Source organism: Streptomyces sp. NPDC001700, assembly GCF_053596435.1.
Genome location: NZ_JBSFGE010000014.1, coordinates 211,753 through 224,281, shown reverse-complemented (window position 1 = coordinate 224,281; position 12,529 = coordinate 211,753). Strand labels below are relative to the sequence as shown.

The window sequence follows — 12,529 nt, the reverse complement described above, 5'->3', positions numbered from 1 at the left end:
GAGCCCCAGCAGCAGCGCCCCGCCACCCGACACCGAACAGGCAGCCCCACCTCCAACACCGCCCGGCAGGGCGGGCCCCGCTCCCGCCGACAGCCCGGGGTCCGGGGCCCAGGACCAGCACCCCACCAAGCGGCACCGGGCACGCCGCCGCACCAGGCACCGGGAACCCACCTCCGCCGCACCCGAGCACGCGGCACGCCCGCCGCGCGGGCCCGGGGCAGCGGACGGGCCCCGCAGGGCGGGGTCCAGGGGCGTAGCCCTTGGTTCGGGAAGGGGCGGGGTGGGGAACAAACCGCTACCGAAAGGAACACCGTGCGCATCGGCGTACAGCTTCACCCCCAGCACACCACCATCCAAGAACTCCGCACCGCCTGGCGACAGGCCGACGCCCTCGGCGTCGACTCGCTCTGGACCTGGGATCACTTCCTCCCGCACAGCGGCGACCCGGACGGCACCCACTACGAGTGCTGGTCGCTGCTGTCCGCGATGGCCGTCGAGACCCGGCACGCCACCATCGGCCCCCTCGTCACCTGCACCGCGTTCCGCAATCCGCATCTGCTCGCCGACATGGCCCGCACCGTGGACCAGCTCAGCGGCGGGCGGCTGGTGCTGGGGATGGGGGCGGGGTGGTTCGAGGCGGAGCACACCGCGTACGGCATACCGTTCCCCGGCCCGGCCGGGCGCATGGACGCGTTCGCCGACGCCATCACGGCCGTCAAGGCGCGGCTGGCCCAGCTCAACCCCGGCCCCGCAGGCCCGCTTCCGCTGCTCATCGGAGGCGCCGGACGGCGGCGCACCCTGGAGCTGGTGGCCCGCGAAGCGGACTGGTGGAACTGGTACGGCTGGGCCGCGACCGACCCGGTCGCCGAGTTCCGGGAGCTGAACCGGGCCCTGGACGAGTGGTGCGAGCGGGTCGGCCGCGACCCCGCGCAGGTGGCCCGTACGGTCATGGTCAACCCGGACCAGCTGCCGCTGGCACAGCAGTTCGCGGAGGCCGGGGCCGTACACCTGATCGTGTCGCTGCCCGCCCCGTACGACCTGGGCGCCGTCGAGAAGCTGCTCTCGACCCGATGAGACGCGAACCCCTGGGGCACCGCTTCACCCTGCTCATGGGTGCCCTGCTGATCTCCACCCTCGGCAACGGCCTGTGCTTCCCGTTCACCGCGATCTACGTCAGCGAGCTGCTCGGCCTCGGCGGCCGGGCCACGGGCGGGTACTTCGTCGCGATGGCCGCGGCCAGCTTCGCGGCGGCCCTCGTCGGCGGCCCGCTGGCCGACCGGCGCGGGCCGCACCGGGTGGGGGTGCTGGGCGGGGCGGCGCTGGCCGCCGGGTACGGGATGCTGGCCCCGGCCGACACCACGCCCCTGGTGCTCGCCTCCGGGGCCTGCGTGGGCGTGGGCTTCGGACTGTTCTACGCGTCGATCGTGGGCGTCGTGGACGCGGCCGTTCCGGAGAGCGGCCGCCGGACCGCGTTCTCCATCCGGCACATCGTCAACAACGTGGGCATCGGGGTCGGTTCAGTGGTCGCCGGGCTCGCGCTGCAGGGTGCGCACACCCCCACCGGCACCCTCCGCTGGCTGTACCTGGCCAATGCCCTGGCCGCTCTGCCCCTCGTGGTCGCGATCTGGTACGTACGTCCGCCTACCGGTCAGCCCGCGCAACCAGCGGCAGGACCCGCCGACAACACCGCCACCTACCGCGACCTGCTGCGCGCCCGCCCCATGGCGCTGCTCATCCTCGCCCAAGCCCTCTTCGCCATCGTCGGCTTCACCCAGATCGAGGCCACCGTTCCGCTGCTCATGCACGACGACATGGCCGTCACCCTGGGCTGGGTGAGCACCGTCGTGGCGGCCAACTCCTTCGCCCTGATCGCCCTCCAGCCGCTGCTGAGCCGCTGGCTGGAACGGCTGCCGGAGACCGTGAGCCTGGCGGCCGGGCCGGTGCTGTGGGTGGCGGCGTTCGGCTGCGGGCTCGGGGCGGCGCTGGCCGGGGACGGGGCGGCGCCCGCCCTCCGTTACGGGCTGCTGCTGGCCTTCGCGGTGGTCTTCGCGGCGGGCGAGCTGACGTACTCCTCGGCTTTCTATCCGCTGCTGCTGCGCTGGTCCGGCGAGGCGGCCGTGGGACGGGCGAGCGCGCTCGCCTCGCTGGCCTGGAACCTGGGCACGGCGAGCGGCCCGCCGCTCGGCCTGTTCGTCGTGGCCCACCTCTCAGCGACCGGCAGCTGGACCGCGCTCGCGGCCGGTGCCGGGGCCGCGTTCGTGGTGGCCGCCGCACTGCACCGGCGCGCGGCGGCCACCACGAACGCCAGCACCTAGGACTTCGGCAGATAGCCGTTGTCGTACGCGTCCTCAGGGGTCACCGTCTTCTCCAGCAGCCCCTGGTCGTACATGAAATCGGCCATCCGGGCCCAGGTCTGCGGGTCATTGACGCCGACCTCGCCCTGGTCGGTCTTCATCATCGGCACCGTGGCCTTGAGGACCGCCATCGCGTTCTTCTGCTGCTTTTCGCCGCGCAGCCCGGGCACGTATTTCTCGCTGAGCTTGATGGTGTCGTCCGGGTTGTCCATCGCGTAGCGCAGCCCGCGCAGCGACGCGGCGACGAACTTCTTCATGTCGTCTCCGCGCTTGTCCAGCACGTCCTTCTTGACGCCCAGACCGACCCCGACCAGCGGATCGCCCTTGTCCCCGGAGTCGAGCGTAATCGACCGGACTTCCTTACCGGCCTCCTCGAAGGAAATGGCGTCATTGTTCAGATAGCCCATGACACCCTCGACCTTGTTTCCGGTCAGGGCTGCCTGCTGGGTGAATCCAATGTTCTGGATCTTGGCCTGCTTCGGGGAAAGTCCGCCCTCCTTGAGAAGGGCGAGCAGACCGAAATAGGTCTCGCCGAAGGGGCCGGGAGTCCCGATCTTACGGCCCTTGAGATCGGCCGGTTTCCTGATGTCCGAGTCCTTGGGCACGATCAGGCCCACGGGGTATTTCTGGTAGAACGTCGCGATGTCCACGACCGGCAGATCGCTGGCGGCGCGCGCCTGGAGCATCTCGTCGCCGCCCGCGTAGACGACCTCTTCCTTGCCGGACTTCAGGGCCCCGAAGAGGTCTTCGCCCGCGCCGTGATGACGCAGCGTCACCTTGAGCCCGGCGTCCTTGTAGTAGCCCTTCTCGGCGGCCACGTAGAACGGCGAGAACTGGATGTTCGGGGTGTAGGTCAACCCCACGGTGATGCTCTTGCCGCCCTTGCCCTCCGCGTCCTTCGGCTCCTCGGCGCATGAGGTCAGCGTGGCCGCGGCCACCACCGACACGAGAGCCGCCCCCAGAACCCGCTGTCTGAGGGCGGTCCTCATGGACGTCTGCACAGAACGCACGTACTTCTCCTCGCGAATCGACTCATGAATCGGATGGAACAAGTCATTACGTCAGTCAGTAAGTAGGTAAGTCAGTCACGCTGAGCGAACCGCTCGACCAGCCGGACCACGCCGTACAGAACGGCGGCGAGCAGGGCGAGCATGACGAGTGTCGAGAACAGGCCGATGGTGTCGGACGCCTGGCGCTGCACCGACAGCAGCTGCCCCAGCCCCTCGCCGCCCATGACGAACTCCCCGACCACCGCGCCGGTGATGGAGAGCGTGAGCCCGTTGCGCACCCCGGCGAGGATGCTGGGCAGGGCGAGCGGAAGCTCGATGTACCAGAGCATCCCCCACCACCCCACACCGTCCACCCGCGCGGCGCCCAGCACCTCGGGGTCCAGGGCGCGCAGCCCCAGCACGGTGTTGACGAGGATGGGGAAGAAGACGAGCAGCGCGCACAGCACCGCGATCGGCAGCAGCCCGTAGCCGAGCCACAGCGCGAGCAGCGGGGCGAGCGCCACCGCGGGCACGGCCTGCGACGCCGCGATATACGGCTGGAGCGCGGCGGCAGCGAGGTCGCTGCGGGCGATGAGATAGCCGAGCGGCAGCGCCACTCCGATTCCCATACCGCTTCCGGCCAGCGCTTCCCGCACGGTTTCCCACGTGTAGTCGACGAGTGAATCGTGCAGCAACAAGTCGACGAAATGCCGGGCCAAGTCGACCGGCCCCGGAAGGTAGAACTCCGCCACCGCTCCGGTACGGGTCACGATGTCCCAGACGAGAAGCATCGCCAGCCCGAATACGAGGGGCGGAAACACTCCCCGGAACATGACTCCCGTGCGACGCTCGCCGCCGCTCTCCCGGGTCTTATCCACCCGCCCCGGCCGGGGGGAATCCGGCGCACGCCTCGGCGTCACCGCTTCCGGCTCACCGCGCGCTACCGCCGTGGCCGCCGTACCGCTCCCGTACCCCTCGCCCATCCCCAAATCCCCTTGTATTACTGGCGGTTGCCACATCGCGGCACGCCCAGCGTGCAACCTATCCCCAGCGCACACCGGTTCACAATGTCGATGGGAAGACGAAACAATTCCGATGCCGGACTTCCCACCCCGTCCTCAGCGGTCCCCGAGAATGCCCAGCTCGGAGGCGCGCGCCCCGGCCTGGAAGCGTGAGTTGGCGTCCAGCAGCTCCAGGATCCCGGTGACATAACGGCGGTACGTACGCACGGAAATCGCCAGATCGCGGGCGGCCGCCTCGTCGGTGACCCCGTCCCGCAGCCGCGCCAGCACCCGCCGCACCATCTCCGTACGGGCGCGGTTGCCGAAGTCGAGCGGGCGCGGGGCGGGGGTGGCGCCCGCCCAGATGGAGCGGAACATGCCGTGGAGCGAGCCGACGACCACCTGGTCCTCGATGACCGAGGTGTGCCGCCCGTTCGCCGACTCCGTGCACACCAGCGCGGTCCGGCCGTCGGCGATCACGGCCGTGGGCAGGGGCACCGGGGCGATCCGGACCTGCGCGGGGCGAGGGGCGGGCGCGGGCCGCTCGTCCGCCGCCTCCTCCCGCGTCCCCTCCCCCGCCTGCGCGTCGGGTACGGGCGCGGGCCCCGGGATGGGCGCGGGCAGCGGCCCCGGGCCCGCCGACCCGCCGCCACCCGGGCCTCCGCCGGATCCCGTCCGGCCGCGCAGCACCCGCACCCCCACCGCGTCGTCGTCCAGGTTCAGCAGCAGCGCGGTGAGCGCCGCGTGCGCCGCCGCCATCCGGCCGGGCGCTTCCGGGAAGACGGCGTCCACCCGCCCCCGGGCGTTGGCGATCACCTGTTCCGCGGCGGCCAGGAACGCCCCGTCCGCCATCCCGACCTGGGTGAACTGCCCCCTTCTCGTTCTGCGGGCCCGGTGTTCGACAACGGTCGCCTCGATGAGGGCCCGCACCTCCCGTAACGTCCGGTCCAGAATGTCCCCCGGATCGCCGGGTTCCGTCATGTCGTTTTTCCTGCCTCGCGACGTGGTCAAGGTCGGAGTGCCATGGCTCATTGGTTGTGGGCCGTGGACGGCGGCGGGTCAGCGGTCCGGCAGCAGCCCCAGCTCCACCGCCCGCACCCCCGCCTGGAAGCGGGACCCGGCCCCCAGTTCCCGCATGATCTCCGCGACATAGCGGCGGTAGGTCCGCAGGGACACCTGCATGTCGCGCGCCGCCACCTCGTCGGTGTGGCCCGTGCGCAGGCATTCCAGGATGCGCCGCGCGTTGGCGGGGCACAGCCGCCCGCCGAGCCTCGGGTAATCCTCAAGCGCCACGGCGTTCCCCCAGGTCCCCGCGAACATCAGCTCCAGGGCCTGCACCGCGGCGGGATCCTCGACCAGCGACGCCTGCCGCCCACCGCCCCGCGCCGGGTCCGGCGGTTCGTTCCGTACGTAGACGATCTGGCCGTCGACGAACAGCGCCTCCGGTAACTCCCCCTCGCAGACGCGGACCTCGCAGCGCGGATCGGTGCGCGCCAGCGCCCGCACCCGGGCCGCCTCCAGCGCGCGCGGCAGACACAGCAGCCGCACCGCGCGGCGCCCGCGGCCACCCCGGGCGGGCCGGGCCAGTGCGGCGCAGACCACCTCCGACTGCTCCTCGCCGCCCGACAGGACGACACTCACGGTCCGTTCGGCCCCGTCCACGAGCGTGTCCACGACCTCGGCGAGCGGCACCTGCCCGAGAGCCTTCCCCGCCCAGGAGTCCTGGGCCAGCTCCCGCCGGTGCCGGGTGACGGTGGATTCGATCAGATCGCGGGCGGCCAGCAGGGCGCGCTCGACGTAGTCGCCGGTCGTGGCGGGCGGTGAGGAGTCCGTCTCATGCTCAGGAGAAGGCTCGGACCTCGTCACAAGACCAACCATGACTTCCCCTGCAGGGCGACAGTTACCTAGTTTTGCAAATACCGGCCTGGTTCTTGGAATTTCCGTGCCCCATCGTGCTCAATACGCGGAGGCAGCATGGTGCGAAATCACTGATGACAGTAATTCGCGCACAGCGACGACGTCAACGCGGGGCGTGAGGTAAAGAATCGATCAAGTCCGGCGCGTCAGAGTGCGAGACGGCGCTCGACCACCGGTCAAGCGGTGCGTGTTGTCAACAAGTTACGAACCATCAGCTCACCAGATCGCTTTCCGGACACGATCAGTCGCTCTACGACAACACTCCGCCACGAAGCGGAACGGGCGCTGTCCGGTTGCTGCCACACCCCGAACGGGGCATGAGTCACCGCGGGCCCAGGCTTATCCCACCGTGGACGTCACGCCCCTGGATGACCGAGCCATGGACCTCCCCGGACATGGAGTTGTGCACCGCGCTTCTCTCCCCCGGGGCGGACTCGCCGAACTCCCGCAGCCAGGCGGCCAGGTCGCGCCCGAACTCCGGGTCCTGCCGGGACCGCTCGACCAGCAGATCGGCCAGCCGCCGCAGCCGCTCCTCGTCGTCGCACGGGATGGCGACCGGCTCCGGCTCGCCCGCCGGTTCGGCATCGCCGCGCCGCCACACCCGGCGGGCCAGCGCGCCGAGCGACTCCAGGGCCCGCCGCCCCGCCTCGCCCCCCGCGCCCGACACCGCCGCGTTGACCGCCGCGACCAGCGCGCCCGTCGTCACCGGATCCATGGGCCCCTCCCCTGCCGTTCCGTCAACTCCCCGTGACACAACGGACATAACGTTAGCGGCGCGTACGGTCAGGGATCCACCGATTCGGCACGCAGCGTGAACCAGACCGTCTTGCCGTCGCCGTGGAGATCCGTACCCCATTCATGGGCGGTCTTGCTGAGCAGGAACATCCCGCGCCCGCACTCCGAGAGGAAGTCCGGCTCCTTGACCACCGGCAGCGAGGTCTCGGAGTCGAAGACGGCGGCGCATATCCCGTACGGGCGGTTCTCCAGCGTCAGTACGCACTCGGGCGAGGCCGCGTGCTTGTGGACGTTGGACAGCAGCTCGGTGACGCACATCGCCGCGGGCGTGATCAGCTCCTCGCGGCCCCACAGCCGCAGCCGGGCACCGACGGCGCGGCGCACATCGGCGAGTTTCTGCGGGTGGACGCGGAGGCGGAACTCGTACCGCTGCGGGATGTTGTCTGCCATATGTTCCGGGGCCCCTCCAATGCGCAGCGCACTGCCGCCGTGTCACAGGGCGATCCTGGCTCATCGGGAGTGCCACTCGCAATGTTTCGACCCTTTAGCTCACAACTGGCATATGCCGCCTGGTGACCCGAGTCGGCGATAGGCCAGACTGACGGCATGTCCTACCAGCCAGTGCCCACCGTACGGCGCAGGCGTCTGGGTTCGACTCTGCGGAGGCTGCGCACCGAAGCGGGGATGACCCTGGACGCGGCGGCCGAAGCGCTCAACGCGACCGCGAACGGCTCCCCTGGCGCCCGCCACTGGACCGCCCCCAAGCTCTCGCGCATCGAGAACGCCAACGCGACCATCCGCACCACCGAGGTCGAGATCCTGCTGCGGGCGTACGAGATCACCGACCGGGACATCCAGGTCGCGCTGGAGGGGCTCGCCAAGGACGCGGGCAAGCGTGGCTGGTGGCAGACGTACCGCGGGGTCGTCGCGCCCGCCTACGCCGACTACATATCGCTGGAGTCGGACGCCGACTCGGTCCGCGACTACGCCCCGCTGGTCATCCCCGGGCTGCTCCAGACCTCCGAGTACGCGCGCGAGACGATCGCCGCGAACGCCAGGGCCCGCAGCGCGTCCGAGGTCAGCGCCCTCGCCGAGGTGCGGCTCGCCCGCCAGGCCGTGCTGACCCGCGCGGAGACCCCGCTGCGGCTGTGGGCCGTCATCCACGAGACGGCGCTGCGCCGCCGGTTCACCGACCGCCCGGCCATCATGGCCGAGCAGCTGCGCCGTCTGCTGGACGTGGCGGAGTGGCCGACGGTGACGCTCCAGGTGATGCCGATCGACTCGGCGCCCAACCCGGGGGACGCGGGCGCGTTCACACTTGTGGGCTTTCCGGGTCCGATGCCGGATGTGGTCTCCCAGGAGAACCTGCGCGGCCCCACGTACGTCGAAGGGGTCGACGACGTCAACGTTTTCGTCGACGCCTTCGGCCGCATCGCCGACAGCGCGCTGTCTCCGGATGCGACGAAGGGCCTCATCGCAGATCTCGTATGAGAAAGAGGGCCCCACACATGAACACCTCATGTACCTCTGCACCGTTCACCGGGAACCAGCACCGTCCGCGCTGGCGCAAGTCCTCGTACTCCGTGGGCGAGGGCCAGTGCGTGGAGATCGCCGCCAGCGGCGGGCGGCTCCTGATCCGGGAGAGCGACGACCCGGGCGTGGTCCTGACCACGGCCCCGGCGACGCTCGCCGCCTTCCTGCGGGGCGCGAAGGCGGGCACGTTCGACGCCTGATGTGAGCCGACGAGGGCCGCCCGGCCGGGAAGACCGGGCGGCCCTTTCAGCCCTCGGACCTGCTCTCGGAACCGCTCTCAGAGCCGTTCTCAGAACTGGACGTCCGAGCACGCGTAGAACGCGTTCCCGGTGTCCGCGATGGTCCAGACGGCGAGGATCACATGCCGTCCGGTCATCCCGCTGGGGATCGTCCCCGAGTGGGAGAGCGTGGACGGCGGCCGCTGGCCGTTGTACGGCACGGTCAGGAAGGACTGGAGGTTCGAGCGGGTGACCTTGGTGCTCGGGTTCCAGCCGTTCTTGGTGATGTAGTACTTGAAGTCGGTGGTCGCGTGGGAGGCCGTGAACCGCCAGTTGAAGGTGTAGCTCTTCCCGGCGGTCAGCTTGGTCGCGGGCCACGTGCCGCCGCGCGGATCGTCGAGCGGGGCGAACCGGCTGTTGCCGCCCGCGCAGATCGTCCCGTCCGCGGGCCCGCCCGACGGGAAGCCCTTGGGTCCTTCGACGCTCTGCGGCTCGTACTGGATCTCGCCACAGTTGGTGACGGTCCCGTTGGCGCACAGCTTCTGCCTGCTGATCGGTGAGTCGGTGTAGCCGTGACCGGTGGCGCTGCCGCCGGTCGCGAGGACGGTGACCGCCGCGAGCCCGATGCCGACCACGGCGGCGCGGATCTTCTTGCGCATGCTTCGCTCCTGAAGGCGTGGGGGTGCTTCTGCGAGCCGTGCGATGCGGTCTAGACCAAGTGGAGCGTAGCCAGGGCTGATGGTCATGTCCATACCAATCACAACCGGCCGTCCGGCACGGTTCGGACCACGCTCCGACCTCCGGTAAGATTCCGTTGTCAGCAGGCGCCGCTAGCTCAGTTGGTTAGAGCAGCTGACTCTTAATCAGCGGGTCCGGGGTTCGAGTCCCTGGCGGCGCACTCTGGCTTTACGCCACCGACCTGGGGTTTTTCGGCACGTCCGAAAAACCCCAGTCGTGTTTCTGGAGGCGCGAGAACATGCTGATGACGGCGGGCATCGCCGCCGGTGCCCTGTGGATCGTGCTGTTCGCCTGGGTGATCTGGCACCGGCGCAGGTTCGGCGGGGGCGGTGCCGCGAGCACTGAAGCACTGGCCGAGGTGTTCCATCCCTCACGGCGTCATGTCCAGGAGCAGAAGGACCGGCAGCTCGCCCTGCGCGACGACGCGGACTCCGGCACCCCGCCCGGCAGCAGCGTGGACCTGGACGCGGGCACGGCGGTCGTGCGCCCACGGCCGAAGGGTCCCGAGCAGAAGGCATGACAGAAAGCCCCGGCACGCAGCGCGTGCCGGGGCTTTCGCGTTTCGCTATCAGTCGCAGGACGGGCACGGGTCGCAGTGGCGGACCGTGACGTCGTCGATGACCGGGCCATAGGCGCCGGAGATGGTGCTGGCGAACGCCAGGGTCGTGGTGGAGCCGGTGGCCACGAAGCTCACCTCGCGGGTCACATAGCCCATGTTCGCCATGGTCTTGCCGGTGATGTCGAAGCTGAAGTTCTGGAAGTTCTGGCCGTTGACCAGGACCTTTCCGCCCTTCAGGGCCGGGCCCCCGGCGGGGTTACCGGCGAAGGAGTACGTCACCGTGTAGCGCTTCCCCGGCACCGTGGTGAAGTTCTGGCTCACCGTGCCCGCGTTGGCGCCGTTGAGGTCGACGGACTGGTCACCCTCGGCGGCCTGCCAGAACCCGGCCCCGATGTGGTCGACGTTCCCCGCAGTGACCCTCCATGGGCCGATGGTCTGTCCCGTCCCCAGGTTCACGAACGTATTGGCGGCGACCCGGGGCGTCTCGAAGCTGCCGTCGTCGAAGTGACTGGCCGCGGGCGCGGCCAGCGCGGCGCCCGTACCGGCTCCCGCGAGGACACCGGCGACGATGACCGCGGCAGCGAAGGTGCGAATGGGCGACATGTTCCCCTCCTGGATGAAAGATGCGCGAGCGTCTGAATTGACCGCCCGGTTGAATCTCCCGCATCGCCCGGCGGAGACCAAGGCCGAGTCACCGGCGCACGGTGGTGTGCGGGGGAACGAACTCCCTTGGTGCGCCGTCGAGTTGACCAACCCGCCCCCGGCGCCAGGGCCCACAGGTCAACGCATTGTGCCGGGTGCTCGCATCAGGACATGTCCCGTTCAGGGCATTACTTTTCCCCGCCGACCGGGCTTGCGCTGACGCATACTCATGCTGATCGAACAAAAGGGGCTCTGACAGATTCGATTGGGGAGAAATGGACGACCTCTACAGGTTCTCGCTGGCAGAGAACATCGGGGACCTCGCAGAGGCCCATGCCTTGCGCCTCGTCCGGTACGAGCCTCGTTTCCCGGATAGCGATTTCTGGTGGCTCGACAAGGACCGCGATGTGCACGGCAAGGTATTCACGCTGCACAAAGGGGACCGCATTGGCGCCTCACTGCGGATAGTCCCGGTCACGGCCTGCGTCACGGAGATCGAGGAGCTGGGTCTGCTCCCGGAGGACCTCAAGGGCGACCCCTCGGTATGGGAGCTGGGCCGACTGGTCTCGGTTCCGAGCCGGGGCCGGGACCTGCCGTACTCCCGCCTGCTCTTCGGGTGGGCGACCCAGTGGGCGAAGGTGAATCTGCCCATCCAGAAGGTCGTCTCGTACTGCCGGGGAGGAAAGGTCTCCGGGTTCGAGGCATCGGGCGCGAAGGTCGTCGCCGGTCCGTACTCGGTGCCCGAGCGGGGCGACGACTACTACACCATCGTGGCCGATCTGCAAGACGTGGTGGACCGCCTCTCCGGCTACGGCTTCGGAACGCTGCTGGAGGCGGCAGCGGCCGGAAAGACGGAATTCTCGACGGCGGAAATCCTCGGCAGCCCGCGCGTCCCGGCGTCCACCGGGACGAACCCGTAGCCCTAACCCGTAACTCGTAACCCGTAACGCGCAAGAAGCAATCCACACACCGTTCCGCGAAGGAGTTCGACTGCCATGTCCGACACCGAGATCATCCGCCCGGAACTCCGCAAGCAGGTCGACGAAAGGCTCAACAACTACATCAAGAAGTTCTACAACGAGGTCCCGTACGCGACCCACTTCCTGAAGGCCTCGGACGTCGACATGCCGTACTACAAGCGGCACACCATCGAGACCATCCTGCGCATCCGCCGCAAGCGCACCATCGACGCCCACGCCATCCACTACTTCACGCTGCACAACCCGGTCGCGGCGAAGGAATGGGCCGAGTACACCGACGACGAGATGCTCCACGACAAGCTGTTCCTCGCCGACCTGGAGCGGCTCGGCGTCAAGCCCGACGAGGTGTACTCCACCGACCCGTTCCTGGCGACGAAGCTGCTGAACGGCTACTTCCTCTACTGCCAGGAGTTCGAGGGCACCCCCCTCGCCGCCATCGCCAGCAGCTACTTCCTGGAGTACACCACCCGGAAGACCCAGCCGGACTGGCTGGACAACCTGGAGAGCACGCTCGGCAAGGACGAGGTCCGGGGCGCGCGGACGCACGTCAACTACGACATCGACGAGGACCACACCGGCGACGTGTGGAACACCCTGATGTCACTGGTGGAGTCGGACGCGGACGTCGAGCGCCTGCTGAAGCACTTCGACCACCTCTACAAGCTGTTCACCATGTACTTCACCGAGGCCTACGAGGCCACTCGCGCCAGTGAGGCCGCGCTCGCGGGTTCGACCGCCGCCTGACGGCACCGCACCGCACCGCACCAAGACGCACCGCACCGCAAAGACGCACCGCACAGCCCGCTGGGTGCCGTGGGCCATTCCCACGGCACCCAGCCCCTCGTGGCATGCCCCAGGCGGAC

15 protein-coding genes and 1 tRNA gene are annotated in these 12,529 nt (G+C 69.5%); 8 read left to right on the top strand and 8 right to left on the bottom strand.

Translation table 11 applies throughout. From position 1 onward, the window contains the following. Nucleotides 1-312: 312 nt before the first annotated feature. Nucleotides 313-1,074: an LLM class F420-dependent oxidoreductase gene (locus ACWC5C_RS26045; protein WP_450879054.1), complete on the top strand. Its 762-nt coding sequence runs from the start codon at nt 313-315 to the stop codon at nt 1,072-1,074. Next, complete coding sequence (locus ACWC5C_RS26040) at nt 1,071-2,315, top strand: MFS transporter (RefSeq protein WP_450879052.1); 1,245 nt, start codon at nt 1,071-1,073, stop codon at nt 2,313-2,315. The genes ACWC5C_RS26045 and ACWC5C_RS26040 overlap by 4 nt, the downstream gene beginning before the upstream one ends. On the opposite strand, the gene ACWC5C_RS26035 is transcribed toward ACWC5C_RS26040, so the two are convergent. From ACWC5C_RS26035 to ACWC5C_RS26010, 6 genes are all read right to left on the bottom strand, one after another. Then, entirely contained in the window at nt 2,312-3,364 is a 1,053-nt protein-coding gene (locus ACWC5C_RS26035) for an ABC transporter substrate-binding protein (RefSeq protein WP_450879050.1), read from the bottom strand. The two genes, ACWC5C_RS26040 and ACWC5C_RS26035, sit on opposite strands and share 4 nt — an antisense overlap. Before the next feature lie 71 nt (nt 3,365-3,435). Beyond that, complete coding sequence (locus tag ACWC5C_RS26030) at nt 3,436-3,999, bottom strand: ABC transporter permease (RefSeq protein WP_385437142.1); 564 nt, start codon at nt 3,997-3,999, stop codon at nt 3,436-3,438. Nucleotides 4,000-4,461: 462 nt separating this feature from the next. After that, nucleotides 4,462-5,325 carry a helix-turn-helix transcriptional regulator gene (locus ACWC5C_RS26025; RefSeq protein WP_450879048.1) on the bottom strand — a complete coding sequence of 288 codons (864 nt, stop codon included), beginning with the start codon at nt 5,323-5,325 and terminating at the stop codon, nt 4,462-4,464. Between the two features lie 78 nt (nt 5,326-5,403). Then, entirely contained in the window at nt 5,404-6,210 is an 807-nt protein-coding gene (locus ACWC5C_RS26020) for a response regulator transcription factor (protein ID WP_450879046.1), read from the bottom strand. 373 nt (nt 6,211-6,583) lie between these two features. Further along, nucleotides 6,584-6,976 carry a hypothetical protein gene (locus tag ACWC5C_RS26015; protein ID WP_450879044.1) on the bottom strand — a complete coding sequence of 131 codons (393 nt, stop codon included), beginning with the start codon at nt 6,974-6,976 and terminating at the stop codon, nt 6,584-6,586. A gap of 68 nt (nt 6,977-7,044) precedes the next feature. Further along, the gene (locus ACWC5C_RS26010) at nt 7,045-7,446 is read right to left on the bottom strand and encodes an ATP-binding protein (protein WP_450879042.1); all 402 of its coding nucleotides are present in this window, start codon (nt 7,444-7,446) and stop codon (nt 7,045-7,047) included. 156 nt (nt 7,447-7,602) lie between these two features. Between ACWC5C_RS26010 and ACWC5C_RS26005 the strand changes: the two genes are divergently transcribed. Both ACWC5C_RS26005 and ACWC5C_RS26000 read left to right on the top strand, forming a co-directional pair. Then, nucleotides 7,603-8,487, top strand: a complete 885-nt coding sequence (locus ACWC5C_RS26005) for a DUF5753 domain-containing protein (RefSeq protein WP_450879040.1) — start codon at nt 7,603-7,605, stop codon at nt 8,485-8,487. A gap of 17 nt (nt 8,488-8,504) precedes the next feature. Further along, entirely contained in the window at nt 8,505-8,729 is a 225-nt protein-coding gene (locus ACWC5C_RS26000; RefSeq protein ID WP_450879038.1) for a DUF397 domain-containing protein, read from the top strand. 89 nt (nt 8,730-8,818) lie between these two features. Here the strand turns inward: ACWC5C_RS26000 and ACWC5C_RS25995 are convergent, their stop codons facing one another. Continuing rightward, nucleotides 8,819-9,406 (bottom strand): lytic polysaccharide monooxygenase auxiliary activity family 9 protein, encoded by a 588-nt coding sequence (locus ACWC5C_RS25995; RefSeq protein WP_385437083.1) that lies wholly within the window; start codon nt 9,404-9,406, stop codon nt 8,819-8,821. Nucleotides 9,407-9,571: 165 nt separating this feature from the next. Here ACWC5C_RS25995 and ACWC5C_RS25990 point away from each other — a divergent pair. Beyond that, nucleotides 9,572-9,645: transfer RNA gene (locus ACWC5C_RS25990), tRNA-Lys, on the top strand. 78 nt (nt 9,646-9,723) lie between these two features. Then, nucleotides 9,724-10,005, top strand: coding sequence for a DUF6191 domain-containing protein (locus ACWC5C_RS25985; protein ID WP_450879036.1), 282 nt, complete (start codon nt 9,724-9,726; stop codon nt 10,003-10,005). 48 nt (nt 10,006-10,053) lie between these two features. Here the strand turns inward: ACWC5C_RS25985 and ACWC5C_RS25980 are convergent, their stop codons facing one another. Beyond that, a complete protein-coding gene (locus ACWC5C_RS25980) occupies nt 10,054-10,647 on the bottom strand; it encodes a choice-of-anchor C family protein (RefSeq protein ID WP_450879034.1) in 594 nt (197 codons plus the stop codon). 314 nt (nt 10,648-10,961) lie between these two features. Between ACWC5C_RS25980 and ACWC5C_RS25975 the strand changes: the two genes are divergently transcribed. Together ACWC5C_RS25975 and ACWC5C_RS25970 are read left to right on the top strand one after the other, a co-directional pair. Continuing rightward, nucleotides 10,962-11,606 carry a hypothetical protein gene (locus ACWC5C_RS25975; RefSeq protein ID WP_450879032.1) on the top strand — a complete coding sequence of 215 codons (645 nt, stop codon included), beginning with the start codon at nt 10,962-10,964 and terminating at the stop codon, nt 11,604-11,606. A 75-nt stretch (nt 11,607-11,681) separates the two neighbouring features. Next, the gene (locus tag ACWC5C_RS25970; RefSeq protein ID WP_385437080.1) at nt 11,682-12,410 is read left to right on the top strand and encodes a hypothetical protein; all 729 of its coding nucleotides are present in this window, start codon (nt 11,682-11,684) and stop codon (nt 12,408-12,410) included. The last annotated feature ends 119 nt before the right edge of the window (nt 12,411-12,529 follow it).

What these genes read in the sequence shown, in the direction of transcription:
- ACWC5C_RS26040 (WP_450879052.1), top strand. Translation starts at nt 1,071, where the DNA reads ATGAGACGCGAACCCCTGGGGCACCGCTTCACCCTGCTCATGGGTGCC.
- ACWC5C_RS26025 (WP_450879048.1), bottom strand. Translation starts at nt 5,325, where the DNA reads ATGACGGAACCCGGCGATCCGGGGGACATTCTGGACCGGACGTTACGG.
- ACWC5C_RS26015 (WP_450879044.1), bottom strand. Translation starts at nt 6,976, where the DNA reads ATGGATCCGGTGACGACGGGCGCGCTGGTCGCGGCGGTCAACGCGGCG.
- ACWC5C_RS26010 (WP_450879042.1), bottom strand. Translation starts at nt 7,446, where the DNA reads ATGGCAGACAACATCCCGCAGCGGTACGAGTTCCGCCTCCGCGTCCAC.
- ACWC5C_RS26005 (WP_450879040.1), top strand. Translation starts at nt 7,603, where the DNA reads ATGTCCTACCAGCCAGTGCCCACCGTACGGCGCAGGCGTCTGGGTTCG.
- ACWC5C_RS26000 (WP_450879038.1), top strand. Translation starts at nt 8,505, where the DNA reads ATGAACACCTCATGTACCTCTGCACCGTTCACCGGGAACCAGCACCGT.
- ACWC5C_RS25995 (WP_385437083.1), bottom strand. Translation starts at nt 9,406, where the DNA reads ATGCGCAAGAAGATCCGCGCCGCCGTGGTCGGCATCGGGCTCGCGGCG.
- ACWC5C_RS25985 (WP_450879036.1), top strand. Translation starts at nt 9,724, where the DNA reads ATGCTGATGACGGCGGGCATCGCCGCCGGTGCCCTGTGGATCGTGCTG.
- ACWC5C_RS25980 (WP_450879034.1), bottom strand. Translation starts at nt 10,647, where the DNA reads ATGTCGCCCATTCGCACCTTCGCTGCCGCGGTCATCGTCGCCGGTGTC.
- ACWC5C_RS25975 (WP_450879032.1), top strand. Translation starts at nt 10,962, where the DNA reads ATGGACGACCTCTACAGGTTCTCGCTGGCAGAGAACATCGGGGACCTC.
- ACWC5C_RS25970 (WP_385437080.1), top strand. Translation starts at nt 11,682, where the DNA reads ATGTCCGACACCGAGATCATCCGCCCGGAACTCCGCAAGCAGGTCGAC.